This window comes from Paracoccus sp. SCSIO 75233 (genome assembly GCF_027912675.1).
Taxonomy (GTDB): domain Bacteria; phylum Pseudomonadota; class Alphaproteobacteria; order Rhodobacterales; family Rhodobacteraceae; genus Paracoccus.
Genome location: NZ_CP115757.1, coordinates 55,832 through 79,308 on the forward strand (window position 1 = coordinate 55,832; position 23,477 = coordinate 79,308).

The window sequence follows — 23,477 nt, forward strand, 5'->3', positions numbered from 1 at the left end:
TGTAAAGATGAGCCAGCAAAACGCCACGCCCCGTGTCCCTGCCGGAACCCGCATCCGGGAGCGGCGGCTGTCGCTTGGCCGAACGCAGGCGGAACTGGCGCGCGCGGCAGGGATTTCGCCTGCTTACCTGAACCTTATCGAACATGACCGGCGCAATCTGACCGACAAGCTGCGCGGGAAACTGGCCGATGCGCTCGGCACCAACGAGGCGGAGCTTGATACCGGGCGGGAGGACAGCCTGTTGGCAGGGCTGCGGCTGGCGGCGTCAGCAAGCGCCGACATCGCTGTCGAGGAGGGCCGTGTCGCGGAATTCGCCACCCGGCTGCCCGGCTGGGCGAGCATGGTCGTGGCCCTTTCCCAACAGACGGAGGCGCAGACCCGCCGACTTGCCGACATGTCCGACCGGATGACGCAGAACCCCTATCTGCTGGATACGCTGCATGAGGTTCTGTCGGCGGTGACCTCGCTTCGTTCGACGGCCTCGATCCTCGTGCATGAACCGAAGATGGAGGATGCGTGGCGCGCCAGATTTCACGGCAATCTCGATCAGGACAGCCAGCGGCTTTCCGTGACGGCGCAGGCGCTGGTCGCCTATCTCGACAGTTTCGAGGAGGATGCGGGGCTGCTGACCCCGCAGGAAGAATTCGAAAACTGGATCGCTCGGGACTGCCCGGAAGATGGCCTCGTCTCGGATGCGGCGCGGCAGTTGGCGCGGCGATGGCGTGAGGCGGAGCGGGCGGATCGCGCCGCCTTGCCCGATGCCGCATTGGAAGGTGCTGCGGGGGCGGATCCGGTGACGCTTTCGGCGGGTCTCGGCCTGCCGCTTGATCTGGTGCTGCGCCGGCTTGCCGCCGTTGAGCCTGAGTCCGGGCTGATGATCTGCGACGGCGCGGGCGGGGTGATCTTCCGGCGTCCGGCACGGGGGATGGACCCGGCCCGTCCGGGCGAGCCCTGTGCCATGCTGCCGATATTCGAGGCGCTGGCCCAGCCCGGAGCACCTGTCGCCCGTGTGGTGGAGACCGAAACCGGGCTTCGCCTGCATGCGATTGCCGTCGCGGTGCGGCTGCCTGCGGGTGATCTGGCGGGCCCTGTTCTGAGCCGGTCGGTGATGTTGCTGCGTCCCGATCCCGAATCCGCCAAGTCTGCAATATCCGTCGGCCCGACCTGCCGCATCTGCCCGCGCGCGGCTTGCCCCGCCCGACGGGTGCCGTCGATCCTTCAGGCATTGGCGACAGTCGACACGCAACCGCTTTGACAAGTGCTGCGGCTGTGCCTAATCCGGTGTGAGGGAGGAACGGCATGTCGTCTGAAACCGACATTCTGCTGGTCGAGGATGAGGCCAATATCGCTGCGGCGGTCGAGTTCATTCTGTCCCGCGACGGCTGGCAGATCGCCCATTGGCCGGAGGGGGGCGAGGCGATGGCCCGCGTGCGGGAACTGCGCCCGAAGCTGGTGATCCTCGATGTGATGCTGCCGACCCGGTCGGGGCTTGAGATATTGCAGGCGCTGCGGGCGGACCCGTCGCTGGCCAAAACCCCGGTGCTGCTTCTGACCGCACGCGGCACGACAGGCCGGACCGGGATTGAGCCTTGCGCGGCTGACCGGGTGCTCGCGAAGCCTTTCGACAATGCCGAACTGCGCCGGATCGTCGCCGATATGCTGGGCCTGCCGCGATGAGCCTGCCACCCGACCGCCCGATATTTCTGGAACGCACTGCCTATCGCCGCCGCCGGTTGGAGGACGCGGCGCGGCTGTTGCCTATCTTTGCCGTGTTGGCGGTGCTGGTGCCGGTCTGGCTGCTGCCTGTGACCGTCTCGGGGGCCGGGGGAATGGTCTGGCTGTTCTCGCTTTGGCTGGCGATTATTGTCATGTCGGCCATCATTCACCGGCTGCTGGCGAAAGCGCCCGGCCAGAAGGCACCGCCGGATGAGCTTTGACGCGCTCGCGGTCGCGGCGCTTCTTTATGTCGGGTTCCTGTTTGCAGTCGCATGGGCGGCAGACCGGGCAGCGGCACGAGGGCGCACGGGATGGACCGACAGCCCGATCATCTTCACCCTGTCGTTGTCCGTCTATTGCACGGCATGGACGTTTTACGGCGCGGTCGGCTATGCCAGCAGGTCGGGGCTGGAATTCGCCACGATCTATCTGGGTCCGACGCTGGTTCTGGCGGGAAGCTGGTGGGGTTTGCGGCGACTGGTGCAGGTCGCACGGATGCATCGTGTCACCTCGGTCGCCGACCTGATCTCGGCGCGCTATGGCAAATCCAACACGCTGGCGGCGCTGATCACGCTGATCGCCCTGATCGCCGCGACGCCCTATCTAGCGCTTCAGCTTCAGTCCATCTCGCTGTCCTTCGCGGCGTTCGGGTCCGGGGACGTGCTGCCCGGGCCGCTGGATATGTGGGTGACGCTTGGGCTGGCGGGGTTTGCGATCCTGTTCGGGACGCGGAACCTCGCTGCGGATGAGCGCCATCACGGTGTCGTCATGGCGATTGCGGTTGAGGCGGTTGTGAAGCTGCTGGCGTTCATCGCGCTCGGCGTTTGGGTTGTCTGGGGGCTGGCGGATGGGCCGGTTGACGTTCTGGCACGCATCGCCGCGCGTGCAGCCGCGCCCGATGCTGCCGGGTGGATGCTGCGGCCCGACCGCTGGACGGCGCTGATCATGGTCTCTGCCGCTGCCGTCCTGACCCTGCCACGCATGTTTCAGGTGCTGGTGATCGAGCCTGCGGACGAAAAACCGCTCGCCTCCGCCGCGTGGGCGTTTCCGACCTATCTAATGGTGATGTCGCTTTTCGTGCTGCCAATTGCGGTCATCGGGCGTGAGTTGCTGCCGCCGGATATTTCGCCCGATCTCTATGTGCTGCATCTGCCCTTGTCGCAGGGGCGGGACAGCCTCGCCTTGCTGGTTTTCCTTGGCGGGCTGAGTTCCGCGACCTCGATGGTCATCATCAGTGCAATTGCGCTGGCGACGATGATCTCGAACCACTGGCTGGTGCCGTTTCTGCTGCGGCTTCGACGGCGGGAGACGGATGATATGGCGCAGGCCGATCTGCGCGGGCCGCTGATCGCCTCCCGCCGGATCGCCATTCTTGTGGTTATCGGGCTGGGCGCGGCCTACCGATCCTCGGGCGGCGGTCAGGCGCTTGCCACAATGGGGACGGTGGCCTTCGTCGGCGTCGCGCAGCTTCTGCCCGCGATGCTGGGCGGGCTGGTCTGGCGTGGTGCGACGCGGATAGGGGCGTATGCCGGGATTGTCGCGGGTGCTGCCGTCTGGCTGGTGCTGGTGTTTCTGCCGTCGCTTGGTGTGCTGCCGACCGCCTCCTTCGGATCGGTTGACCCTCTGGCAGCGGCGATTTTCATTTCGCTTGGCCTGAACATCACGCTTTTCACCTGCGTGTCGCTGCTGACGCTGCCCGACCCGGAGGAGCGGTTGCAGGGGTTGTCCTTCGTTCATGTCGTCTCGCCCGAAACCGCTGCCCTGTCGCATGGCCCGCGTGGCAACAGCGCCGCCCGGGCGGAGGCGCTTCTGGCGCTCGCCCGTCGCGTGTGGGGCGGGGAGGAGGCGTTGCGGCTGTTCCGGGCAGAGGCCGAACGACAGGGCAAATCCGGCTTCCTCCCCGATGTCAGCACCGGCTTCCTGTCGCGGCTGGAACGCAGGCTGGCCAGCGCCGTCGGCTCTGCCACGGCGCATGCGATGCTGGCCCAGTTTGCCGGGCAGCGCCCGACCACAATGGCCGAGCTGATGGCCGTCGCTGGCGAAGCGCAGCGGGCCAAGGCACAGGCGCGGCAACTCAAGGACGACACCGATGAGCTGTCCCGAACCGCGCGCCGACTGCGTGAGGCGAATGACCGGCTGACTACATTGTCGAAACAGAAGGACGCGTTTCTGGGCCAGATCAGTCACGAATTGCGTACACCGATGACCTCGGTCCGGGCGTTTTCGGAATTGCTGAAGCTGCCCGATATTTCCGATGAGGAGCGCGCCCGTTTCGCCGGCATTATCCATGATGAGGCAACGCGGCTGACCCGGCTGCTGGACGATCTGCTCGATCTGTCGGTGCTGGAAAGCGGGCGTGGGACGCTCTCGCCATCGGTCACCAATCTGCATGACCTGATCTCGCGCGCGATCGAGGCCAGCTCGGCGACCGGTAATGCGCGTGATTTGACGATAGATCGCGATATCCCGTCCGAGCATCTGATGGTGATTACCGATGCCGACCGGCTTTTGCAGGTGCTCATCAACCTGATCGGCAATGCGCGGAAATACTGCGTGGCGGAGCGCCCCATCCTGACCATCCGCGTCAGGCGGATGCCGTCCGTGACCCGGATCGACGTCATGGATAATGGCGAAGGTATCCCTGCGGACAAGCAGGATCTGGTGTTCGAGAAATTTTCCCGCCTCAATGATCCTGCACGGGCTGGCGGGGCGGGGCTGGGGCTGGCGATTTCGCGTGAGGTGATGACGGCGCTTGGTGGCTCGATCACCTACCTGCCGGGGCAGGACGGGGCTGCGTTCCGGCTGGAACTGCCGCTGCGCCCGCCGGGGTTTTCAGGCGCCGAAACGCGCGCGTAAACCAAACTGCAACGGCTCCGTGACAATCTGCGGCAGAGCGGAAACGATTCGGGTCAGGCATGGTAAAAGCGGCGATCAGTGAAGCGCCAGAACATGCGGTGTCGCCTATGGGCGAGGCGACAGGGGTGCTGCGGCAATATCTGGCGCGTGTGAAATCCCGTGCCGCGGATATCTCCCCGCCGGTGATCGTGCCCCGGCAGACGCCGGACAGGGCGGCGGCAATTGCCGTTGGTCGCGCGGCGCAGCGGGCCTGCAGAATGCCGGTCCTGCCGACGGCGGTGCGGATCGGTCAATCCACGCTGGCCGAAATGCCGGAGCTTCTGCCCGATGCGCCCCTGATCCTTGTTGTCGAGGACCAGCACGGCGCGCTCGGCGTGGTTGCGCTTTGCGGTGCCCTGCTGGCGTCGGTAATCGAAAGCCAGTCTTTGGGCCGGGTTCTGCCACATCCTCCGCGAATACGTCGGGCGACGCGGACAGATGCTTCGATCTGTGCCGATTTCGTCAATATCCTGTTGGCTGAATTATCGACGGAAATGACCGCGAATGGCGGGGATCAGACGCTCGGCAGGTTTCGTTTCGCCAGCTTTCTGGAGGATGCGCGACCGCTTGAACTGATGCTTGAGGATATCGGCTACAGAACCATCCGTGTGGCGTTTCGCGCCGGTGAGGGCGGCGTGCGGGATTGCGCGCTGACGTGTTTTCTGCCCGGCGGATGCGACGTCCCGCCACCACAAAGGCCGCATGCAAGCGACGAACTCCGGCACGGCGATCAACCAAGCCTTGTAACGGGAACCCTCGCCCGGGCTGTCAGGTCGGCACCGATCACGCTGCGTGCCGTTCTGTGCCGGCGGCGCATTCCGTTGCGTGAGTTGAAGCAGGTGAAACCGGGTTCGCTGATATCGCTGCCACGCGATGCGATTGATCTGCTCAGCCTCGAAACAGCGTCCGGTATGCCGGTATTACGGGGACGTCTGGGGAAATTGCATGGCAGCCACGCGATGCGTATCCGCGCCGTGGGCGATGTCGGTGCGACAACCATGCCGGATGCCTCGGATATGGTCGGCAGCGGCGCGAACCTGTTCGAGGAAAGCCTGATTGCAGACGACTTCCCGGATACGGAAACCGCTGAGCCGCCCATCGGTGATCTCGATCATGACGATTCGTTCCGCAACGGGGATGCGCAAGGGAGTTCCGCAGCTGCGCAAATGGACGCTGAGCCGGCACCGGGGGCCGCCGAAGATCGGGGCGAAGTCATTGGATTACCGCTGAACATCCTTGCCGATTGACCCGAGAATCGCAGCCGGTCAGTTTTGCGTTGCAAGCTGGCAGGGCGGCATCGGACAAGCCCGGCCAAGCGCGCTAGTTTTGTCACGCGAACGCCATAAAAAGCGGTCGACCGTGCTTTTCCGCTTGAAAACCAACTGTCCCGGACGCATCTAACCATCGCCTGCGCCGAAGAAAGGCGCGCTACCAAGGAGTGAACATGGCCAAGGAAGAAATGCTCGAATTTCCCGGCGTCGTGAAGGAACTCCTGCCTAATGCGACATTTCGGGTCGAGCTGGAAAACGGCCATGAAATCATCGCGCATATGGCAGGAAAGATGCGGAAAAACCGTATCCGTGTCCTCGCCGGCGACAAGGTTCAGGTGGAAATGAACACCTATGATCTGACCAAGGGGCGGATCAACTACCGCTTCAAGTGATCCGGCATGTGATGCCGGGTGCGGCCGATGTCGGGGGATGGCAATCGCCGTCCGCACGATCAGGCAGCTAGGGGCAGGGGCGAATTTGCGATGACCGAAATGCCGAAACCCCGGCTGATACTGGGATCGGCCAGCCCGCGCCGGTTGGAACTTCTCGCCCAGATCGGGGTGACGCCTGACGATGTGCGCCCCGCCGATATTGACGAAACCCCGCTTCGCGACGAGGTTCCCGGGGACTATGTGCTGCGCATGGCGTGTGAGAAGATGCGTGCGGTGCCATCGGGCGATGACGACATCGTCCTGACTGCCGATACGGTTGTGACGGCGGGCAGGCGCATCCTCGGTAAGCCTGCGGATACGGCAGAAGCGGAAGCTTTTCTGCGGCTTTTGTCCGGGCGCAGGCATCGGGTCATGACGGCGGTTGCACTGCGCCGGGGCGAGCGCCAGTGGTCCCGTCTGGTGTCCAGCACGGTGAAGCTTCGTCTGCTGAGCGGGCGGGATATCGCGGACTACATTGCCTCCGATGAATGGCGGGGCAAGGCTGGCGGCTATGGCATTCAGGGCCGCGCGGGCGCATTTGTAAGCTGGATGAGCGGGTCCTATACCGCCGTGGTCGGGCTGCCGCTTGCCGAAACCGCGATACTCTTGCAGGCGGCGGAAGACAGCGGTCAGATTCAGGGGGAAGCAGTATGAAGGGCCGCCAGATTATTCTGGGCCAGTTCGGCGGGCGTGAGGCGGCCGTGATGATGGTCGACGGGCGTATCGATGAACTCGAAATCGATCCGGGTGAGTTGGTGCCTTTTGCCCCCGGCGCGATCCTGCGCGGGCGGGTGAACCGGCTGATGAAGGGTCAGGGCGGCGTGTTCGTCACGCTCCCCGATGGCCAAAGCGGCTATCTGCGCGCCCGATCCGGCCTTGCTGAAGGCCAGTCTGTGCTGGTTCAGGTCAGCGGCGTCGCCGAACCCGGAAAGGCCATCCCGCTGAGTTCGAAGCTGCTGATCCGGGGCCGCTTCGCCATTGTCACGCCGGGGCGGCCCGGTGCGAATATCTCCCGCGCCATCAGGGATGCGGATCGGCGCAATGCCTTGCAGGCTTTGGGCGATGACGCGCTGCAGGGCCGGGATTCGGGTGCGATCCTGCGCAGCGCGGCGGAACACGCCGACGACGCCGAGATTGCCGAGGAACTGACAAGCTCCATCGCCATCGCCGACGCGATCTCGGCGGATATCAACGGTGCGCCGGAATTGTTGCTTGACGCGCCGGAGCCGTCCGAGACCGCATGGCGTGACTGGGCCGATCCGCCCCCGGATGCCGTTGAGGAATATGACGATGTTCTGCCCGACGATGTGCTCGACGCGATAAATGCGCTCTCCGATCCGCGCTTCAGCCTGCCGGGCGGGGCCTTCGCCGTCATCGAGCCGACCCGGGCGCTGGTTTCCGTGGACGTCAATACCGGCCCTGACGCATCGCCTGCCGCGTCGCTCAAGGCGAATATCGCCGCGGCGCGTGACCTGCCGCGTCAGCTTCGTCTGCGCGGACTGGGTGGGCAGGTGGTCGTCGATTTCGCGCCGATCCCGAAGCGCGACCGCGGGACGCTGGAGCAGGAACTGAAAAAAGCCTTCCGCAGCGACGGCCCGGACACCGTGCTGTCGGGCTGGACCACGATGGGCCTGTATGAGCTGAGCCGCAAGCGCGACCGGATCCCCCTGAGCCTGTTCATGGGGGATAGCTGATGTCCCGCTGCCCGATCTGCAACAAGCCGACCGCCGCCGCATATCGTCCGTTCTGTTCGAAACGCTGCGCCGATGTCGATCTGGCACATTGGCTGCGCGGCGATTACGTCATCCCCGGTGAGCGCGCCGCACCGGAAGAAAGCAAAGACGATGAATGACGTTTTCGGTCTGGACACCGACAAACGGCTTGCGTAAATACAGCCCACTCCGGCTAAGGCTGGCGTGCCCGGATAGCTCAGTTGGTAGAGCAGCGGATTGAAAATCCGCGTGTCGGTGGTTCGAATCCGCCTCCGGGCACCATGATTTCAATGACATAGCTATAACTACTCCTTTCTGGGTATCACTCAGGGTATCAGTTTCACGTTCTGATCTTGTTCCGTTCACCGGCGTTTCTCCCGCGCCTGACGTGCCCGCATTTCCTGCCGCGCCTCGCCTGCATACTTACGAATCATGGCCTCGGTCGCGTGACCGCTGTAGGCGGCAATCTCTTTGTCGTCGCAGCCGTCCCAAGCCAGTTCCTTGATCGCGCGATAGCGAAGGGCGTGGAGGTCATAGGCTTCCAGCCCGAGGCGAAGGCGTTCTTTCCGCATGATCTTCGCCATATAGAAATAGGTCATCGGGTTGCCGTTCGGCTGGGTCAGGATGCGGCGTGCCGCTATCGGCGTCACTCCCAGAGCGCGCTTAGCCCGTTCCAGTGCCGCTGTAAGCTGATCGGTGCAGGGAAGGATAAGCGGCTTGTCTGTCTTGCCTTGGCGCAGTTTCAGCGTGTCGCCGTCATAGTCGCCCCAAGTGAACAACAACCAGTCGCTGGGCCGCTGGACGGTGCCGACGCCGATTTCAAAGATCAGGCGGGGCAGGGGCGCAGCCTCCGCTCGAAACTTGTCCACAGCCCAGTTAGGCCACGGCACATGCTGCTTCTTGCGGTCCTCGGGGGTCTTGAGAGCGCGGACGCCCTTCGCGGGGTTGTGCTCGATCCAGCCCAGATCAATTGCGTGCTCGCAGAGAACAACAAGCATCTGCGGAATGTAGTTTGCAAACCGAGTCCGATGCGCATTTGCCTTCTGCGCTGCGATAACGTCACTGCGGGTCAGCGCCTTGACATCGCGCGTGCCGATCTTCTCGCGCAGGTACTCCATCACCTTGTTATAATCCGACCGGGTGCGCGGCTTGAGGCCGGTCCAGCGGTCAGACGTGAGGTAGTCGTCCATCAGGGCGTTCCACGAGGTCTTGGCCTGCATGAGTTTGCCAGTCAGGGTTTCCCAATACTGGCGATCAAAAGCTTCGGTGCCCTCCGGTGCCTGCATGGGGATCAGCTTCATGCCGGTCTTGCGGAAGTAGACGCGGCCAGAGGGATGACGCCAGATGTATTTCTTCGGCTTCACCATTGCACACCACCCATCCCGTTGACCGCCTGCCCGCTGGCGATTTGCTGCATTTCATCAACCGACCAGCGCACCATGCCGGGGGCGATCTCGCGACCACGCGGCAGATGTCCCGCCTCCACCAGCGAACGAAACTCGCCCGGCTTCATATCCAGAAGCTTGGCGGCGGTCGTTTCGCTGGCAAAAATGGGACGGGGTGCTTTCATGGACTTAGCCTTCAACATCCTCGCCGCGTGCCACGGCGATCAGATGCTCGATCACGGGATCGAGGGATTCCGGAATTTCTCGGGCCAGTTGCTCGCAATCGACTACAAAGGCGAAACCCTTTGCCTCAATCCCATTAAGGCTGTCAAAAGTTATGCCGAGCCAGTGACCATCCTCTGCCCGACCGCGCGGGTCAATTTGCATACGAATGAAGCGTCGCTGCGGGCCAAATGCTTCGGGCGCGCGTATGTGGCACGCATTCATGAGAACCTGTTTGTGGATCGATGCCGAAAAGAGATTGGCGCGCGGCAACTCACAACCCGCGTCATACAGCTTGCGAATCAGATAGATGCAAAAGGCGTCATACCAATCATACAACCACCGGCCATTCGGCTGCATCGTTCCCAAGGTGATATAGCCCCTTCTCCGCCAATCCCGCTGCATATCCGCAGACAATCCTGTGACCTCCGCCAACTTGGCTGGGGTCATATGCGGCACTCCTGCGAACTCTGGTCTCTTCATTTCTACTGAACCGTGGCTATGTGCCTCGTATATACCGTGGCTATGCGCCTCGGTCAATAGTGTTTCACCACCCCCGACCACGCAACGCAGCCGGGGGTGGTGCTGTCACGCAGCTTCTTCCCGGCGCTTGGCGCATTCGGCCTTCCACAATTCAAGCGCCGGTTCCAGTTCAAGCCCATCGTCCAGAACGGCCTTGAGAACGAACAGCATTGCCGCCGCCTCTGAATCGGTCAGGTGCCGAAAGGTATCCCTTGCGCGCTGTTGCCGCAGATCGTTGTTGCGATAGGCGGTCATCATGGGGGTGACGCTGCCGGTGCATATCCAGTCCAGACTTGCGCCGTTCTTGACATGCCATGCCAGCAGTTCATCGCTCATGACGATACTGTCGGTTGAGCGGTTAGTGTAACGCAGCTTACACGGCTCCACATCATAATGTTCGCAGAACTGGGCCATGCGGTCGGCAACGGTCTTCGGAAATTCGGGGATCATGCTGCGCCCTCCACCACGTCCAACGCTTCAATCATCGCGTGGCGGGCTTCGGTGAGGCTCTCCGCCGTCAGCCTCTCAGGGTCGGTCGCATCCAGCGCCAGAAGGATCATGTCACGGATCACATGCAAGCTGGCGTCAGATATGCCGGGCGGTGTATGAGTATGCGTAGCCATTCGCTAAACTCCCAAGGTTAGCGTTTCGGTTAGGGCTGGCAGGTGGTAGGACACCTTGTCAGCCTGCTTACTTTCTGGCATTAACAAGTGGTGAGCGTCAAGGACTATTCAATGTCGGAAAGTAAAAAGAAAAAAATGGGTAGACCTCGGGTCGATTCGACGCCCATCACTGTGCGGCTCGCGCCCGATCAACTCGACTGGCTGGACGAACAGCGCACAAAGTTGGACCCGGAACCGTCGCGGCCTGAGATGATCCGGCGTTTGATGGAAGAATGGAAAGGGCGGCACCAGTAAAAGAAAAGGCCCCACCAATGGCAGGGCCTGAAACCACGATTATGGTCTAGCTTTCAGTTAAGCGGCCTCCTCTTGACGCGCTTTCGCCATGTCATGGAGCATCTTCACAAGCTCCTCGGAATGGCCGTTGATCAGCATCAGGTAGGCCCTGACGCCACCGAGCGGACGGCTACGGTGTTGCTCCCACTGCCGGATCTGGAACACAGAAAATCCGAACACAGCGGCGAAGTCCTCCTGCGATAGCTTTGTCTTGTTGCGGATGGCCCGCACGTCGATGTCAGCAGGAATGAACGAGCCAGCAGGAGCCGCTTCATTGCGGGCAATAGCCAGCGCCTCGCGCGCTGCCCCGATAAGTCTTTCACCAGCTTTGGTCATGATGCATCCCCGATTCTCTTCGTTTTTACCTTAACACCATCCCGATAGGCTTCGGCCAGATCAGCCAAGATAACCCTCATTTCATTCCGTTCCGCCTTCGTCAAATTGATCTTATCTCCCTTTGAATACACATCCAAAAGGAAGACTGGAACATCGTCCCCAGCGAAGTAAGTGACGACCCTTGCTCCACCGCTTTTGCCCTTACCTTTGAGCGGAATGCGCAGTTTTCTTGCGCCGCCCGTTCCCTGAATTAGATCGCCAGCGTCCGGGTTCTGAGAGAGAAAGACAGACAATCTATGCCTATCTTCCTCGGTCATCCCCGCATCGTCAGCGGCTCTAACATACGTGGGCGTCTCAAGAACCGTATGCATTCGCGTTCCCCAGTAACTGCGTAACTTACATATACGCCTAAGGTGCATAGGCGGCAATAGCGATAATATATAAGTGATTAATGTGAGGTTTATGTGCCGCACTCTGAGCTACACACGGCATTTAAGTATCCAAAAACCGGGGGCAGCACGGCCACCCCCGGCCTATTCCTGCGCCTCGAAATAAAGCGGCCGCGCCACGGACTTGATCGCATTGCGCAGCTTGGACGGCACCTGCACAAACTTCCTCGACGGCCCCCACACTTCAAATCCTTTATCCTCGCGATGTATCAGGGCGCAGTTGCGCAGTAGTATGCCATGCACTTTTGCGTCAAAGCGCATGACAACCGTGCGCCCGAATGTCGGCTTCTCCTCAGGCTTAAACCGGATTTCGGTGATCTCGATATCGGCGGCGTCCATCAGTCCGCCCAGTCGATAAAGCTTTCGGCATCCTTGAGCGTTGCCGCTTCCAGTCCGGCCTCTTTCGCCCGCGCCATCGCCTCCACCATCGTTGCCAATGCCCGCGCCTTGCCGCCCGCGTCGAACGCCTGCGCAGGTCGCACGATGTCGATTTTTACGGCAGGCCCGATTTTCTGCGAAGCTTCCTCTGCCAGCAGCATTGCGACGGGTTGCAGCACGATCTGCGCCAGATGACGTTGTGCTTCCCTGACAAGCGGTCCCTGCGCATTCTCTGCAAACAAAGCAGGCAACACCCCATAGGACGCCATGATCGCCCCACGGGCCGCTGTGAGCGTCTCACGGGGCATGACGCCCTGAATATCCGGGGTGACGCCCGATGCCCGCCAATCCTGCGCCGGGACAGGTCCGCCCGCCGCAGCGACGTTCACGGATTCGCGCATCATGATCCGGCCCCGGCGTCCACGGAACCCCCGCGCCAGTGTGGTCAGGTCATCCTCTTGGCTTTCAGGATATGGTACGATCTGCGACCCGATTGGCGAATCCCGATACACGTCCCGCAAGGCGGTCTCGACTTCTTGCAGCAGTTCCGCCGTCAAAGACGCCCGGTGCAGGGGCGATGTTCCGGCCCAAGGTGCCGCTGCCGATGATCCGATGCAGACATGCAGCACCTCGGGTGCCAGGACGGTTTCTGACAGCCCGCCGCCAACTTCGGAGATACTTACCCGATAGGCGGACGGGATGCCCTGCCGGGTCTTGATGTCCCAATCCGTGACCGGCAAGAGCCGATCACCCCGGATCACGAAGACCGCCTCGCCACGCAGCGCCAGCATCCGCGCGAACAACGCCATGTTGCGCCGGTTCAACAAGGTGGTGCCGTCCACGTCAGCCAAAGCGAAGGCACCTTCCCAGAGGCTCACGCAGCCCTGAACGGTCGCGGTCAACTCGCCAACGCCGGAACCGCCTGCCAGCCATTCGGCACGGGCGGCGATCAGATCGGACGTGTAGCCCATCGCCACAGCGCGCTTTTCCATATCGGCAATGTTTGCCGATTTGCGCCTGAACAGATCCATGAATCCCATTATTTCACCCTCCGATAGGGGCGCAGCAGATCAGCAGCGCCAGAGTATTGCAGAGCCTTGGCGATGTAATCCGCCTTGCGCGTGTAACCTTCATTCGTCTGTTCTCCGTCTTCATCGGCAACCCGTGTCCAGTTCATTGATGTCGCCCATAGGTCGGGATCGTTTCGGTTCACCTGTTGCGACAGGTAATTCGCCAGACGGGTGACGGCCTTTGTGACCGCAGGCGGCGGGGCATTATCTGCGCCGACCGTGGCAGTGATCCGGTTCGCATCATGGTTGAGATACAGCCCGCCCCACGGTGTGACCTTGTAGTCGGCTTCCGACCAGTCAGAGCCGGTCCAGCCATGCACAGAGACCACCACAGCCGGGCGCAGGGGCATCTGCCATTCGCCCGAACCCTGCACCATCCAGACCACGCTGCGCGGCGTCCAGCGGTCGCAGCAATATGCCTCGATACGCTGCCAGACCCACGGCAGGCCGGCGTCGTATTCGGCCCGGCTGTGTGGCATATCCGGGATCAGCAGCCCATCGGTGATTTCAGGCCAGCTTTCCGGTTGTTCCTCGATTTCGCGCATCAACTCCATCATGCCCTCCACCTGTTCAAAGCCTGCCTGACAGGCGGGTTTTCGGGCAGCAGCACGCCGCCATCGGTCGGCTTCCAGTTGCGCAAGTCGGCTTCAGTTGCGTCGTATGCGGGCCGCGTGACCAGTGAGAATTCAAACAACACCACCGCCAGCAACAGCCGAATGAGCGCATTGCCCTCTGCCGGGTCTTCCTCCGTGGTCTCCTCCGCACCCTCGATAGGCGCGACCCTGAACCCCGGCGACAGTCCGGTAATCAGTCCCGCCGCGAACGCTGCCAAGAAGTCCTGAACCCACGACGTTCGCTGAATTTCAAGCGTCAGTTCAGCCTCGAACAGCAGAGCCTCGGGCGTGTCATTGAAGATCAGCGTTCCGGCCTTTTTAGACGCCAGCGGGCGGTCAAAACTGTGCCCGACCAGTAGGTGAATTTCACGCTCGGGATCATCGACCGCGAAGCTGAAAGCCCCCGGCGCGAATTCTTCCTTGCGTGGACGCTGCCCCTTGCCGCCGCTATGCATGACGGCACGGGACCGATACGGAAACTTACCCCGCAGACGCCGGGAACCATCGCCCGACGCCCGCAGTTCAAGTCCGCCTTCATAGGTGGCGGCGTCCATATTACGCAGCCAGCCCGGTCAGGATGCGGGTTTGCAGACCACGCGGGACGACAAAATCCGCCGTGACCAGACCCGTCAGCACCAGCGAACCGGAAGCCGCTTTCGTGTAGGGATCGCGGATCAAGTCAACGCCGCCATAAAGGCCCAGATAACCCGGCGCGATGCCCTGCACATTCGCGGTCATCAGCGCGGTATCGTCCGGGATCACGTTGCTGGTTGCCGGGGTGCCGACATGCTTGACCAGCCGGTCCCATTCCGACACAGCCGTGCCTGCAATCAGGGCGTCGTCCAGATCGGCCCAGATCGCGGGCGTGAAGGCCAGATTGACCTGCGATGCGGAAGTGATCGCGTTCGCCTCCATGAAGGCCACCACCTCGGCCCGGAACGCGGCCCAAGTCGCCGCGGCCCCGACCGCCGTTTCGGTGATGCCATAGGTCGCTGCGCCGGGGATGATGCCCAGCGGTTCACCCGTGGCACCCGATCCGTTGATGACCACCCGGTCAAGTTCGGTCCCGATCACCGCGTTCATGTCGCGGCGAATAGCGGCTTCCAGACCCGCGCCCGCCTGTTTCAGCGCCTTGCGGGTGATGGTCATCTGCGCACCGCCGGTGTGATCCGGGGTCAGGCTGCGTTCGGTCGTCTGGTAGGGGTTTGCCGCCCCGACATTCGACAGCTCATCCGTCTGCCAGCCAAACACGGCGCCAGACGTGGCGACCGGGAAAGCCAATTCACCCTGCGCAATCTGGATGCGCTGCACCCCGATCTTTTCCGCGACAGAGCCGGGGAAGATGCGGTCAATGGTCGGGCGGATCGCCTTCGGATTGACCAGATCGGACCCGGATACGGTTTCGCCCGCGCGGGTTTCCAGCGCCTCGAAGGGAACCGGGATGCCCTGATAACCGCCCTTGGAGCGCATTTCGTCCACGATCTCTTTCGTGGCACCATCCAGCATCCGGCCTTCATCAAGCGCGAAGGCAACCTGACGCATCTCGAATTTGCCCATCAGGTCCGACCATTCACGATCCGACCGGGTTTCCAGTTCTTCGCCAGCCTCGCGGCGTTCGGTATCCTCGGCAATGAGCGCCGCGCGATAGCGGGTTTCATTGGAGCGATATTCCGCGTCCAAATCGGTCATGGAACGGGTTTCGTCTTCGGTCGGTTTTTCTTTCCCGACCAGTTCAGACAGCGATTGCCGTATCTCAGATTGACGGCGGCTGATTTTCACAGAATCAAGCATGATTACCTCTTTTGCTCGAAAGTTTCGCCGTCAGTTCCCTGACAGCCTTTTTCCACGCCTCACGGGCGGGATTCTCTTGCCCCATGCCGACCTCAATCCGCGTTTTCCGCGAATGACAGGACGGGCAGAGCGTTTGCAGATTGGTCAGATCGAAGGCGCGTTCGGGCGCATCCCTGACCGGAATAATGTGATCGACCTCAAGACGGCCCTGCGCCCCGCACTGGACGCATTTCCAGCCGTCCCGGCGCTTGGCCTGTTGCCTCACACCCTTCCAGCGGGCAGAGCGGATCACCGATGCAGAAAAGCGGTCATAGCGTTTCAGAGCCATTGCGCAGCCCTCCGTTTACCCTCGGGGCGGGCAATCATCCTCTGACCCTGTGCGACTGCCAGAACCGTTGCTGCCGTGGCATCAATCCGGCCCAGAGAACGCGACTTCGCCAGCTTGGCATTGCCCGCCGGGTCTATCAGCGTGATTGCGTCAGACATGGCCGATCTCAGCAGCAGCGACGGCACGCCTTTGACCTCGCCGTCAAACAGCGCCCGCCTGAATCTCTCAATGTCTTCGGAGCCGTCTTTCCACCCGAACCCGCGCCAGATGAACGGCACCCGGCCCAGACCGGCCTTGTCCATCGCCTCGGCGAATTCAGCGTGACGGAAACGGTCGCCACAGATGCAGGCGGGGGTGATGCCGTCCAGCCGCTTGACGATCTCAGCCAGCCACGGTCCCGGCGGCACCGTCGCATCACCCAGCGTGAACAACTCGCCGCGTTCCTGCATCTCGACATAGCGACCAGAGACGCCATCAGCCGCGCCCCGGTTCGCCAGCGACGGATTGCCGGGGAAGGTGCCGACCGCTTCCAGCCGTCCGGTATGTGGCCAGTAGAACGCCGCTGCCGACATGGACCGCGACCCGCCCAGATCAACGCCCAGAACAACAGGACCGTCACGGGGCGGCAGATCATCGGGATCAACTTCGGATGCCAGCCATTCGTCAACCGTGACCAGAACGCTGCGATCCTCGGTGCTGACCCGTTCATTGCGGTTGAGATTCCTGAAACTCGACAGTGCCGATCCGCCCCGTGCAATCGCGCGACGGGCTTGTGCGACCAGCCATTCGGGCGATGAGCCGATGCCCTCTTTCGCGCCGGGATTGGCTTCCAGCAACGAATCCAGATCATCGGCGGGCAGACCGAACGCGGGGCGATGTTCCTGCACATAGGTGCCGGGTGGCGGTTCATCCAACCAGCGGCTGAACGTGTTGCTGTCATCAGGCGCAGACGTGGAGATAATCAGCGCCCGACCATCGCGCTTGCCCAGACCCGACAGGATGGCGTTTTCGAGATTGTCGCCTTTCTCGCGTTCCCAAGCCGCCCGTTCATCCATGACCGCCAGCGTCGGAGCGCCGCCAAGGATGGATTTGCCATCGGCTGCGATGACCCTCGCCAGCCCGCCGCCGTTGCCCTCGTACTCGACTTCCAGTTTCGACCCGCGCCGGATCGTGAACAGTTCTTGTTCTTCCTCGGGCAGCCCTTCAATGAAGCCGACCAGAAACTGAAATGCCGTCTTCGCCTGATCTCGATTTCGGGCGGCGAAGATGATCTCGCGTTTCGGCTGGTTATCCCACGCCCCGACCAGATGACCCAGCGACAGCCCGGCAGACAGCGCCGTCTTGGCGTTGCCGCGACCGATCGACAGCACCCCGACCATAACGCCCGGTGCCAGTGATCCGCAGACGAATTTCCGCTGATACTTCGCCAGTTTCATCGGACGCCCGGCAAGTTTGCCCTCAGGGATCGTCAGACTGCCAAGGAAATCCAGCGCCGATGCAGCAAGTTTGGAAGGTCTGCTCATGCCACCCCCCGGATTTTTTTCGGGAGAGAGAAAGGAACACCCCGCCCCGCGGTGTGTATCCCCCTCCCAAAGCCGACCATTGGGACCAGAGCACGAAGCGCCAACCACGCGGCCTGTCCGCCCGTCCGTTCGTGGATGACTACCGGACGGCCAGACCGCTTAGCTCTGTTGATGAAAGGGGTTCTGTGGGAGGCGTCCGCCTCGCCCCCGACCGCCACCCCATGGCTATTAAGGATGTCGCAATTATTAAGACAGGCAACGGCCTGAATAGGCGGGTTTCGTCTCAATTTTGACGACAGGGTGTCTTCATTTTTAAGACAGGTCATTTGCGTTTCGTCTCCAAAATTACGACAGTGCTGTCTTCATTATTGAGACGGGGTTTTGTTTTCGTTTTGCCCCCACGGCGTGCTTGTGTGACGGCCATCTTCACCGGGAAGTCGTGACCTTCCGACCAGTTCAGGAACCACTGCTTGCCCGGACCTTGGACGCCTGCCGGGTTGATCTCGGTCAGCTCATAGGCCGGGGCTTTCCCCTGTCCCTCGACGCCGAGACATGCGCCTTCGGTCTGGATGATGAACCCCTTGGCTTGCAAGTCTTGGAAGCCGCGCATTGCAGTGTTGTTGGCACACCCCATACACTCAGCCGCCTGCCGCACAGACAGGCGCAGCTTACCGTTGTTGTTGAACTTGGACCCGCGCCACTCGTGCTTGATCCAGACGTAGAGCGCCTGCGCCGTGGGTGACAGCGCCCGCCATGCAGGCGTCTGCATCATGGACAGGCGCAGCATGGTTGCCTTCTCGCCGCGTTGCTCGTTGCGCTTATCACGTCCCATCACACGGCCCCCGGTGCTGGCAGAAGCAGAGTCTGGATTTCCTCGCGCTCGCGGTCTTGAGCGTCCAAGTCCTCGCAGAACTGCGTCCAATTAATCCGGCGCTCGATTGCCTCTTTCAGGATTTCAGCGATCTGGTCGGGCGACAGCGCTTCAAGCTGGCAGGTGCCGCCCTTCCAGCCCTTGGCACGGCTGTCAGAGGCTTTCGCCGGGGCGGTCGGCAGATCGTATTCAGCAACCTGTTCAGCGGTCAGAGCGATCCGCTCGAACTCGACAGTAATCGTGCCCCATGGCCGATCTGCTTCCACGAATGCGGCCACGTCATCGGCAACTGCGTTGAAAATAGATTCCCCGCTGGGATCGTAGTCGCCAAGATGCAGGATGATGGCAGGCTTGCCGAATTCGCATATACGGTCAGACAGGTTTTTCTTCGCGGTCAGGCTGTCGAAGCCGCCCGATGAATAAACCGGCACCGAATACCACTCAGCGACACGGTGAAGCTGTCGCAGCATCCCCGCCGCCTCACACCAGACTTCAATATGGTGTTCCTGCGCAGCCAGCCGGTTGCGCTTGTATTGCCTGCCCAGCCCGCGCACATGGCGAATAAAGTCATCCCTGTCCTCGAAATGCCCAAGGCTGTAGGTGGTTAGCCCGTCATCCCGGATCGCGTCGAAGGGGATCACCTTGCCCCGGCGGGCATTGGCAAGGTGGTGGCAGAGGCGACCATAAGCCGCCTCCGTCTTGTGATAGCCATGTGCGCCGACCAGGCGATAGAATATCTGGCGACAGGTCAGAGGCCAGTATTCGCTGTATTCGTCCAGAACGGCCTGCACCTGTTCCAGCAGCGCGCGGGTCTTGGTGCTTGGCTTGTAATCCTCGATATAGCCCCGGTTGCGTTTTTTCGGGCCAGCCTGATTTTCTGCGAACAGGGTGGCGTTGATGATGTCCAGATCGCTCATGCCGCAATCCCCCAATGAAGGGCGATTATGGGGTGACGTGACTCCACGAATGCGGTATGGTCGTAGGTGATTTCAGTGCTCTGCACATCAGCCCCGGTTGCGCCCGCCAGCGCGCCGGGGTTTTCATTTGCTGTCAGATCAGTGCTAGATGCGGAGGTATCAGGTTCTGCGGAGGTTCCCGCTTTGTCCTGATACTTTTTTAGGTCTATGTGTTTGTTATATTGTGATTGTTCTTTGGATTGAAAATCCGCGTGTCGGTGGTTCGAATCCGCCTCCGGGCACCATGATTTCCCCTTTATTTCCTTAATTCCGCTAACGCTCCCGGGTGTCATGGGCTTTGCGAATGGGTCACCACGACTCAATCCTCGCAGTCGCCTAAAAATTGTGCAAGAATGATCGTTTAAGGGAGCTGACGCGGGGAGGGCGGGGGTGACCAGACAATATATCCGGGCGCGTAGTCTCACTGGGTTGAGAGAGTTGGCGGCGCAGCATGGCGGCGATCTGCGGGCTGTGCTGACGGATGTGGGGTTGGATCCGGCCTTGCTGGGCAAAGCGGAGGAGCTGATCGATTTTTCAGCTTATTGCCGCCTTTTAGAGCATTGTGCTGAACTCTGGCGTTTACCCGATCTGGGGTTTCGGATGGCGCCCTATCATCACCTCGAAATCCTTGGACCCGTGGCGCTGGTCACCCGGATGGAGCGTAATTTCCGGAACGCGGTTTTGGCGATACTCGATAATCTGGTCGTGTATACGAATATGCTGGTCGCCTCGCTTGAGGAGCAGGACGACGTGGCGGCGCTTATCCTGTCGGTGCGCAGCCAGCCGCAATCCGCACGGCAATATATCATGCTGGCGCTGGCCGTGTCGCGCAATGTGATCGAGCAGGCGGCTGGTCATCCGGTGCAGTTTCTGGAGGCGACCTTCAGCGAGGAGGATGGCGGCACAAGGCGTACGGCGGAGGCCCTGTTCGCCTGTCCGGTCCGTTTCGGGGTCGAGCGGACGGCGCTTTATTTCGATCGCGCGGTTCTGGATCTGGAGCTTGAACGTAGCGATACGGCCTATCACGCCATCATCCAGCGCTATCTGTCGACCGAGCGGGCGAGCGCGAGCAGGCGAATTTCTGACGTGGCGCGTAACGAAATCGCGCGGCAGATGGAGCTGGCGGAATGCACGCTGGAAAGTGTCGCGCACGCGCTTCGGATGGAGCCGCGCAGCCTGCAGCGGCGCCTGAAGGCTGAGGGGACATCCTTCCGCGAACTGGTCGACGAATGGCGGCGCGAGCGGGCGATGTCGCTGGTGACGATGACCCGGATGCCGCTGTCGGATGTGGCCGATGCGCTTGGTTACGCGCATCAGGCCGTTTTTTCGCGGGCATTCCTCAGATGGTACGGGCATGCACCGCTCTCCTATCGCCAGCGTGTGATCGGCATGCAGGAGGCGAGCTGAGGCGACGCCTAGAACCTACAGGCTGGATGCCGCCGGTCCCTGATACACCTTCGCGATTGCCTTGTTACCGGCCCGGCGTAGCATGCCCGGTGCAAGCCGCGAGGCCTTCACTGCTGCGCGCGCCATGCCGGTCGGCACGATTTCGTAGCGATCGGTTGTCAGCCCCTTCATGACCCCGGCCACAATCCCGTCCATCGTCGATTTCGGAATGGTCAGGACATGGGCGCGGTTTTCCGGCGTGCGGCTCTTGTCCAGCTCGTCAACCATCGGCGAATCGAATTCGGCGGGGCAGACCAACTGGACGGTGATGCCCATTGGCTCCAATTCGTAGCGCAGGCAGGAGGTCAGTCCGACAAGCGCGTGTTTGGAGGCGCAATAAGGGGTATATCCGAACGCCCCGACAAGCCCGGCGACCGAGGCCACGTTGATAAGCCGGCCCTTTGATTTCTGCAGATGCGGCAGCGCGGCGCGGGTTGCGTTCAGCACGCCGAAATAGTTGATTTCCATGACCTGCCGAAAATCCTCTGCCGCGAGGTTCTGGAAATAGCCTTCCCGCAGAATACCGGCATTGTTGATCAGGGCGTCGATCCCGCCCTGTGCCTCGGCAGCCGCATTCATGGCTTTGGCCGCCGCCGCCTCGTCAGTCACATCAAGGCTCTGCGTCTGCACGACCGCGCCCGGATGCGCTGCCGTGATATCAGCCGCCGCCGTTTCAAGCTTCGCGGCATTGCGTGCCATCAGCGTCAGCCTTGCGCCGTCTTTCGCCAGCGCCGTGGCAAGCGCCAGCCCAAGGCCGGAGTTGCCGCCGGTGATGACCACATGCTTGCCTTTGAAATCCAGTTTACTCATTTCTCTCTCCTCCAGTTTTTCGGGTTGATCCGTCTCGTTCGCCCAAGGGCGGTTGTGTCAGGCGGCAACATTGGCGCGTTGCCGCCGAAGTGCTGGTTCGGTTCAGGCGGCGACGTCGCGTTGCTCAGCCGCGGGCTGACGCTCCGCGAAGCGTTCTGCCATTGCGGTAATGGTCAGGCTGGGGTTTACGCCGATATTGGCCGGGATGCTGGAGCCATCGACGATGAACAGACCCGGCGCACCATGTACCTCGTGGTTTGCGTCGATCACCGAATCGACCGCCGAATTGCCCATTGGGCAGCCGCTGAGGATATGGGCCGTGGTGGTGGTCCCGGCCAGCGATTCGGTTAGGAAGTTCATTGGGGTTCCGCCCGATGCCTTGGCGAATTCGCGCGCGACCTCATTGGCGGGCGGCAGATAGCTGGGCAGCGCCGCACCCGGCAGCTCGGCCGAGCCGAGCGTCGGCTTGAAGGGCGAGAACCAGCGTTTGCGGTAGCGCAGCTTCACGGCATTGTCGTGGTTCTGCATGACGGTGAAAATGGTGATCCGCTCTTCCCAGTTTTTCGCGAACAGGTTGCGGAACATGATGCCGGGGCGGGTGATCATCTTGCCGATGGTCCGCAGGGCGCGGCGGCCCGGCTTATGCCCGTCGACCAGCGGTCCCATATAGGATTTCATGAAGCGATAGCCACGGTCAAAGCGGTTCTGCGTGATATGGGTGTGTTTGTCCGCGTAGAAATCGCTTGAGATCGCGGTCCCGTCGATCATGTTTTCGCCCTTCGGATGCAGCACGGCGGTCAGCGCCTCGGAGTTGGTGCGCACGACCCCGCCCAGGCTGTCCGAGATGCCGGGAAGCGTGCGGTAGCGATCACGGTTCTGGAACAGCAGATCCAGCGTGCCGACGACGCCGGCTGCGATGATGACCTTGCCCGCCGTGATTGTGTCGATGGGTTTGCCATTGACCGGATCGACGAAGCTGACGCGATAGCCGCCGTCCGGCAGGGGCTCGATCTTGTCGGCCTTGCGGTCGGGCATGACCTGAACACCCTTCTTTTCGGCCAGATAGAGGTAGTTCTGATAGAGGGCGTTCTTGGCCCCGGTCGGGCAGCCGGTCAGGCAACCGCCGCAGAAATTGCAGCCGACACGCGCCGGACCTTCGCCGTCGAAATAGGGATCGTCGACCGTCTTGTCCGGCTCGCCAAAGAACACGGCATTCGGCACCGGGCCGAAGCTATCCTCGGCGTTCATGGCGCGCGCTGCCTGCCGCAGATACTCGTCCTGCTTGGTCAGATGCGGGTTCACCGACACGCCAAGCATCCGATGTGCGGTTTTCAGATGCGGGGCAAGTTCGCTGCGCAGATCGACGCCCAGGCGCTTGACCTGCGGGTCGTCGTAGAACTCGTCCTTCGGCGGCAACATGACCGCGCCCCAGACGATACTGCCGCCGCCGACACCGACGCCGCCCACGACGTTCACATGCTTGAACATATGCTGGACGAAGTAACCGCGCAGCCGCAGCCCCGGCATCCAGAGCAGTTTGAACATGCTTTTCTTTGCCGCCTTGATGTCGTCCGGCCCGATGCGCCGGCCCTGTTCGGCCACGGCCACGCGCCAGCCCTTTTCCGCCAGCCGGAGTGCCGAGGCCGAGCCGCCGAAGCCGCTGCCGATGATGAGATAGTCGTAGTCGTGATCTGTGGTGTTGCTGGTCATGTTTCCTCCCTCCGTCAGCCCGGCTGACGGCTCTTCTGACTTGCTAGATGGATGCTGGCCGGGTCCGTCGCCCGGCCTGTGGCGG

The 23,477-nt window shown here is 61.9% G+C and carries 30 protein-coding genes and 1 tRNA gene; 12 read left to right on the forward strand and 19 right to left on the reverse strand.

Annotation, left to right across the window (positions count from 1 at the left end):
• Positions 1 to 7: 7 nt before the first annotated feature.
• The 10 genes from PAF12_RS00285 to PAF12_RS00330 all read left to right on the forward strand — a co-directional run bounded on the left by PAF12_RS00285 (position 8) and on the right by PAF12_RS00330 (position 8,307).
• On the forward strand, positions 8 to 1,255 hold the full coding sequence (locus tag PAF12_RS00285) for a short-chain fatty acyl-CoA regulator family protein (protein ID WP_271108031.1): 1,248 nt from the start codon (positions 8 to 10) through the stop codon (positions 1,253 to 1,255).
• A 44-nt stretch (positions 1,256 to 1,299) separates the two neighbouring features.
• On the forward strand, positions 1,300 to 1,677 hold the full coding sequence (locus PAF12_RS00290) for a response regulator transcription factor (protein ID WP_271108032.1): 378 nt from the start codon (positions 1,300 to 1,302) through the stop codon (positions 1,675 to 1,677).
• Complete coding sequence (locus PAF12_RS00295; RefSeq protein WP_271108033.1) at positions 1,674 to 1,937, forward strand: hypothetical protein; 264 nt, start codon at positions 1,674 to 1,676, stop codon at positions 1,935 to 1,937. Before PAF12_RS00290 ends, PAF12_RS00295 begins: the two co-directional genes overlap by 4 nt.
• The gene (locus tag PAF12_RS00300) at positions 1,927 to 4,572 is read left to right on the forward strand and encodes an ATP-binding protein (protein ID WP_271108034.1); all 2,646 of its coding nucleotides are present in this window, start codon (positions 1,927 to 1,929) and stop codon (positions 4,570 to 4,572) included. Before PAF12_RS00295 ends, PAF12_RS00300 begins: the two co-directional genes overlap by 11 nt.
• 59 nt (positions 4,573 to 4,631) lie before the next feature.
• Entirely contained in the window at positions 4,632 to 5,858 is a 1,227-nt protein-coding gene (locus PAF12_RS00305; RefSeq protein ID WP_271108035.1) for a FliM/FliN family flagellar motor switch protein, read from the forward strand.
• 197 nt (positions 5,859 to 6,055) lie between these two features.
• Entirely contained in the window at positions 6,056 to 6,274 is a 219-nt protein-coding gene (infA, locus tag PAF12_RS00310; protein WP_010397442.1) for a translation initiation factor IF-1, read from the forward strand.
• A 99-nt stretch (positions 6,275 to 6,373) separates the two neighbouring features.
• A complete protein-coding gene (locus tag PAF12_RS00315; RefSeq protein ID WP_271109614.1) occupies positions 6,374 to 6,967 on the forward strand; it encodes a nucleoside triphosphate pyrophosphatase in 594 nt (197 codons plus the stop codon).
• Positions 6,964 to 8,007 (forward strand): ribonuclease E/G, encoded by a 1,044-nt coding sequence (locus PAF12_RS00320; RefSeq protein WP_271108036.1) that lies wholly within the window; start codon positions 6,964 to 6,966, stop codon positions 8,005 to 8,007. Before PAF12_RS00315 ends, PAF12_RS00320 begins: the two co-directional genes overlap by 4 nt.
• Positions 8,007 to 8,165, forward strand: a complete 159-nt coding sequence (locus PAF12_RS00325; RefSeq protein WP_271108037.1) for a DNA gyrase inhibitor YacG — start codon at positions 8,007 to 8,009, stop codon at positions 8,163 to 8,165. The genes PAF12_RS00320 and PAF12_RS00325 overlap by 1 nt, the downstream gene beginning before the upstream one ends.
• Before the next feature lie 66 nt (positions 8,166 to 8,231).
• Positions 8,232 to 8,307 (forward strand) — tRNA-Phe (locus tag PAF12_RS00330).
• Positions 8,308 to 8,387: 80 nt separating this feature from the next.
• Here PAF12_RS00330 and PAF12_RS00335 read toward each other — a convergent pair.
• From PAF12_RS00335 to PAF12_RS00355, 5 genes are all read right to left on the reverse strand, one after another.
• Positions 8,388 to 9,392: a tyrosine recombinase XerC gene (locus PAF12_RS00335; protein WP_271108038.1), complete on the reverse strand. Its 1,005-nt coding sequence runs from the start codon at positions 9,390 to 9,392 to the stop codon at positions 8,388 to 8,390.
• Positions 9,386 to 9,595, reverse strand: coding sequence for a hypothetical protein (locus PAF12_RS00340; RefSeq protein WP_271108039.1), 210 nt, complete (start codon positions 9,593 to 9,595; stop codon positions 9,386 to 9,388). The genes PAF12_RS00335 and PAF12_RS00340 overlap by 7 nt, the downstream gene beginning before the upstream one ends.
• A gap of 4 nt (positions 9,596 to 9,599) precedes the next feature.
• Positions 9,600 to 10,082, reverse strand: coding sequence for a hypothetical protein (locus PAF12_RS00345; protein WP_271108040.1), 483 nt, complete (start codon positions 10,080 to 10,082; stop codon positions 9,600 to 9,602).
• A 138-nt stretch (positions 10,083 to 10,220) separates the two neighbouring features.
• On the reverse strand, positions 10,221 to 10,604 hold the full coding sequence (locus PAF12_RS00350) for a hypothetical protein (protein ID WP_271108041.1): 384 nt from the start codon (positions 10,602 to 10,604) through the stop codon (positions 10,221 to 10,223).
• Entirely contained in the window at positions 10,601 to 10,777 is a 177-nt protein-coding gene (locus PAF12_RS00355) for a hypothetical protein (protein WP_271108042.1), read from the reverse strand. Before PAF12_RS00355 ends, PAF12_RS00350 begins: the two co-directional genes overlap by 4 nt.
• Positions 10,778 to 10,867: 90 nt before the next feature.
• Between PAF12_RS00355 and PAF12_RS00360 the strand changes: the two genes are divergently transcribed.
• Entirely contained in the window at positions 10,868 to 11,071 is a 204-nt protein-coding gene (locus PAF12_RS00360) for a hypothetical protein (RefSeq protein WP_271108043.1), read from the forward strand.
• 57 nt (positions 11,072 to 11,128) lie between these two features.
• Here the strand turns inward: PAF12_RS00360 and PAF12_RS00365 are convergent, their stop codons facing one another.
• The 12 genes from PAF12_RS00365 to PAF12_RS00420 form a co-directional block, all read right to left on the reverse strand.
• Complete coding sequence (locus tag PAF12_RS00365; RefSeq protein WP_271108044.1) at positions 11,129 to 11,446, reverse strand: DNA-binding transcriptional regulator; 318 nt, start codon at positions 11,444 to 11,446, stop codon at positions 11,129 to 11,131.
• Positions 11,443 to 11,763, reverse strand: coding sequence for a type II toxin-antitoxin system RelE/ParE family toxin (locus tag PAF12_RS00370; RefSeq protein WP_271108045.1), 321 nt, complete (start codon positions 11,761 to 11,763; stop codon positions 11,443 to 11,445). Before PAF12_RS00370 ends, PAF12_RS00365 begins: the two co-directional genes overlap by 4 nt.
• A gap of 216 nt (positions 11,764 to 11,979) precedes the next feature.
• Positions 11,980 to 12,234 (reverse strand): hypothetical protein, encoded by a 255-nt coding sequence (locus tag PAF12_RS00375; protein ID WP_271108046.1) that lies wholly within the window; start codon positions 12,232 to 12,234, stop codon positions 11,980 to 11,982.
• A complete protein-coding gene (locus tag PAF12_RS00380; RefSeq protein ID WP_271108047.1) occupies positions 12,234 to 13,265 on the reverse strand; it encodes a hypothetical protein in 1,032 nt (343 codons plus the stop codon). Before PAF12_RS00380 ends, PAF12_RS00375 begins: the two co-directional genes overlap by 1 nt.
• Positions 13,266 to 13,312: 47 nt before the next feature.
• Positions 13,313 to 13,900: a hypothetical protein gene (locus PAF12_RS00385; protein WP_271108048.1), complete on the reverse strand. Its 588-nt coding sequence runs from the start codon at positions 13,898 to 13,900 to the stop codon at positions 13,313 to 13,315.
• Positions 13,897 to 14,511: an HK97 family phage prohead protease gene (locus PAF12_RS00390; RefSeq protein ID WP_271108049.1), complete on the reverse strand. Its 615-nt coding sequence runs from the start codon at positions 14,509 to 14,511 to the stop codon at positions 13,897 to 13,899. The genes PAF12_RS00385 and PAF12_RS00390 overlap by 4 nt, the downstream gene beginning before the upstream one ends.
• 1 nt (position 14,512) lies before the next feature.
• The gene (locus PAF12_RS00395) at positions 14,513 to 15,748 is read right to left on the reverse strand and encodes a phage major capsid protein (protein ID WP_271108050.1); all 1,236 of its coding nucleotides are present in this window, start codon (positions 15,746 to 15,748) and stop codon (positions 14,513 to 14,515) included.
• The gene (locus tag PAF12_RS00400) at positions 15,741 to 16,076 is read right to left on the reverse strand and encodes an HNH endonuclease (protein WP_271108051.1); all 336 of its coding nucleotides are present in this window, start codon (positions 16,074 to 16,076) and stop codon (positions 15,741 to 15,743) included. The genes PAF12_RS00395 and PAF12_RS00400 overlap by 8 nt, the downstream gene beginning before the upstream one ends.
• Positions 16,067 to 17,599, reverse strand: coding sequence for a terminase large subunit (locus PAF12_RS00405; RefSeq protein WP_271108052.1), 1,533 nt, complete (start codon positions 17,597 to 17,599; stop codon positions 16,067 to 16,069). The genes PAF12_RS00400 and PAF12_RS00405 overlap by 10 nt, the downstream gene beginning before the upstream one ends.
• Before the next feature lie 322 nt (positions 17,600 to 17,921).
• Positions 17,922 to 18,431, reverse strand: a complete 510-nt coding sequence (locus tag PAF12_RS00410) for a hypothetical protein (RefSeq protein WP_271108053.1) — start codon at positions 18,429 to 18,431, stop codon at positions 17,922 to 17,924.
• Positions 18,431 to 19,387, reverse strand: coding sequence for a hypothetical protein (locus PAF12_RS00415; protein WP_271108054.1), 957 nt, complete (start codon positions 19,385 to 19,387; stop codon positions 18,431 to 18,433). The genes PAF12_RS00410 and PAF12_RS00415 overlap by 1 nt, the downstream gene beginning before the upstream one ends.
• Entirely contained in the window at positions 19,384 to 19,749 is a 366-nt protein-coding gene (locus tag PAF12_RS00420; RefSeq protein WP_271108055.1) for a hypothetical protein, read from the reverse strand. The genes PAF12_RS00415 and PAF12_RS00420 overlap by 4 nt, the downstream gene beginning before the upstream one ends.
• 67 nt (positions 19,750 to 19,816) lie before the next feature.
• Between PAF12_RS00420 and PAF12_RS00425 the strand changes: the two genes are divergently transcribed.
• Positions 19,817 to 20,833, forward strand: a complete 1,017-nt coding sequence (locus tag PAF12_RS00425) for an AraC family transcriptional regulator (RefSeq protein WP_271108056.1) — start codon at positions 19,817 to 19,819, stop codon at positions 20,831 to 20,833.
• Between the two features lie 15 nt (positions 20,834 to 20,848).
• Here PAF12_RS00425 and PAF12_RS00430 read toward each other — a convergent pair whose 3' ends face one another.
• Together PAF12_RS00430 and PAF12_RS00435 are read right to left on the reverse strand one after the other, a co-directional pair.
• Positions 20,849 to 21,682: an SDR family oxidoreductase gene (locus PAF12_RS00430; RefSeq protein WP_271108057.1), complete on the reverse strand. Its 834-nt coding sequence runs from the start codon at positions 21,680 to 21,682 to the stop codon at positions 20,849 to 20,851.
• Between the two features lie 102 nt (positions 21,683 to 21,784).
• Positions 21,785 to 23,392, reverse strand: a complete 1,608-nt coding sequence (locus tag PAF12_RS00435) for an FAD-dependent oxidoreductase (protein ID WP_271108058.1) — start codon at positions 23,390 to 23,392, stop codon at positions 21,785 to 21,787.
• Between the last annotated feature and the right edge of the window lie 85 nt (positions 23,393 to 23,477).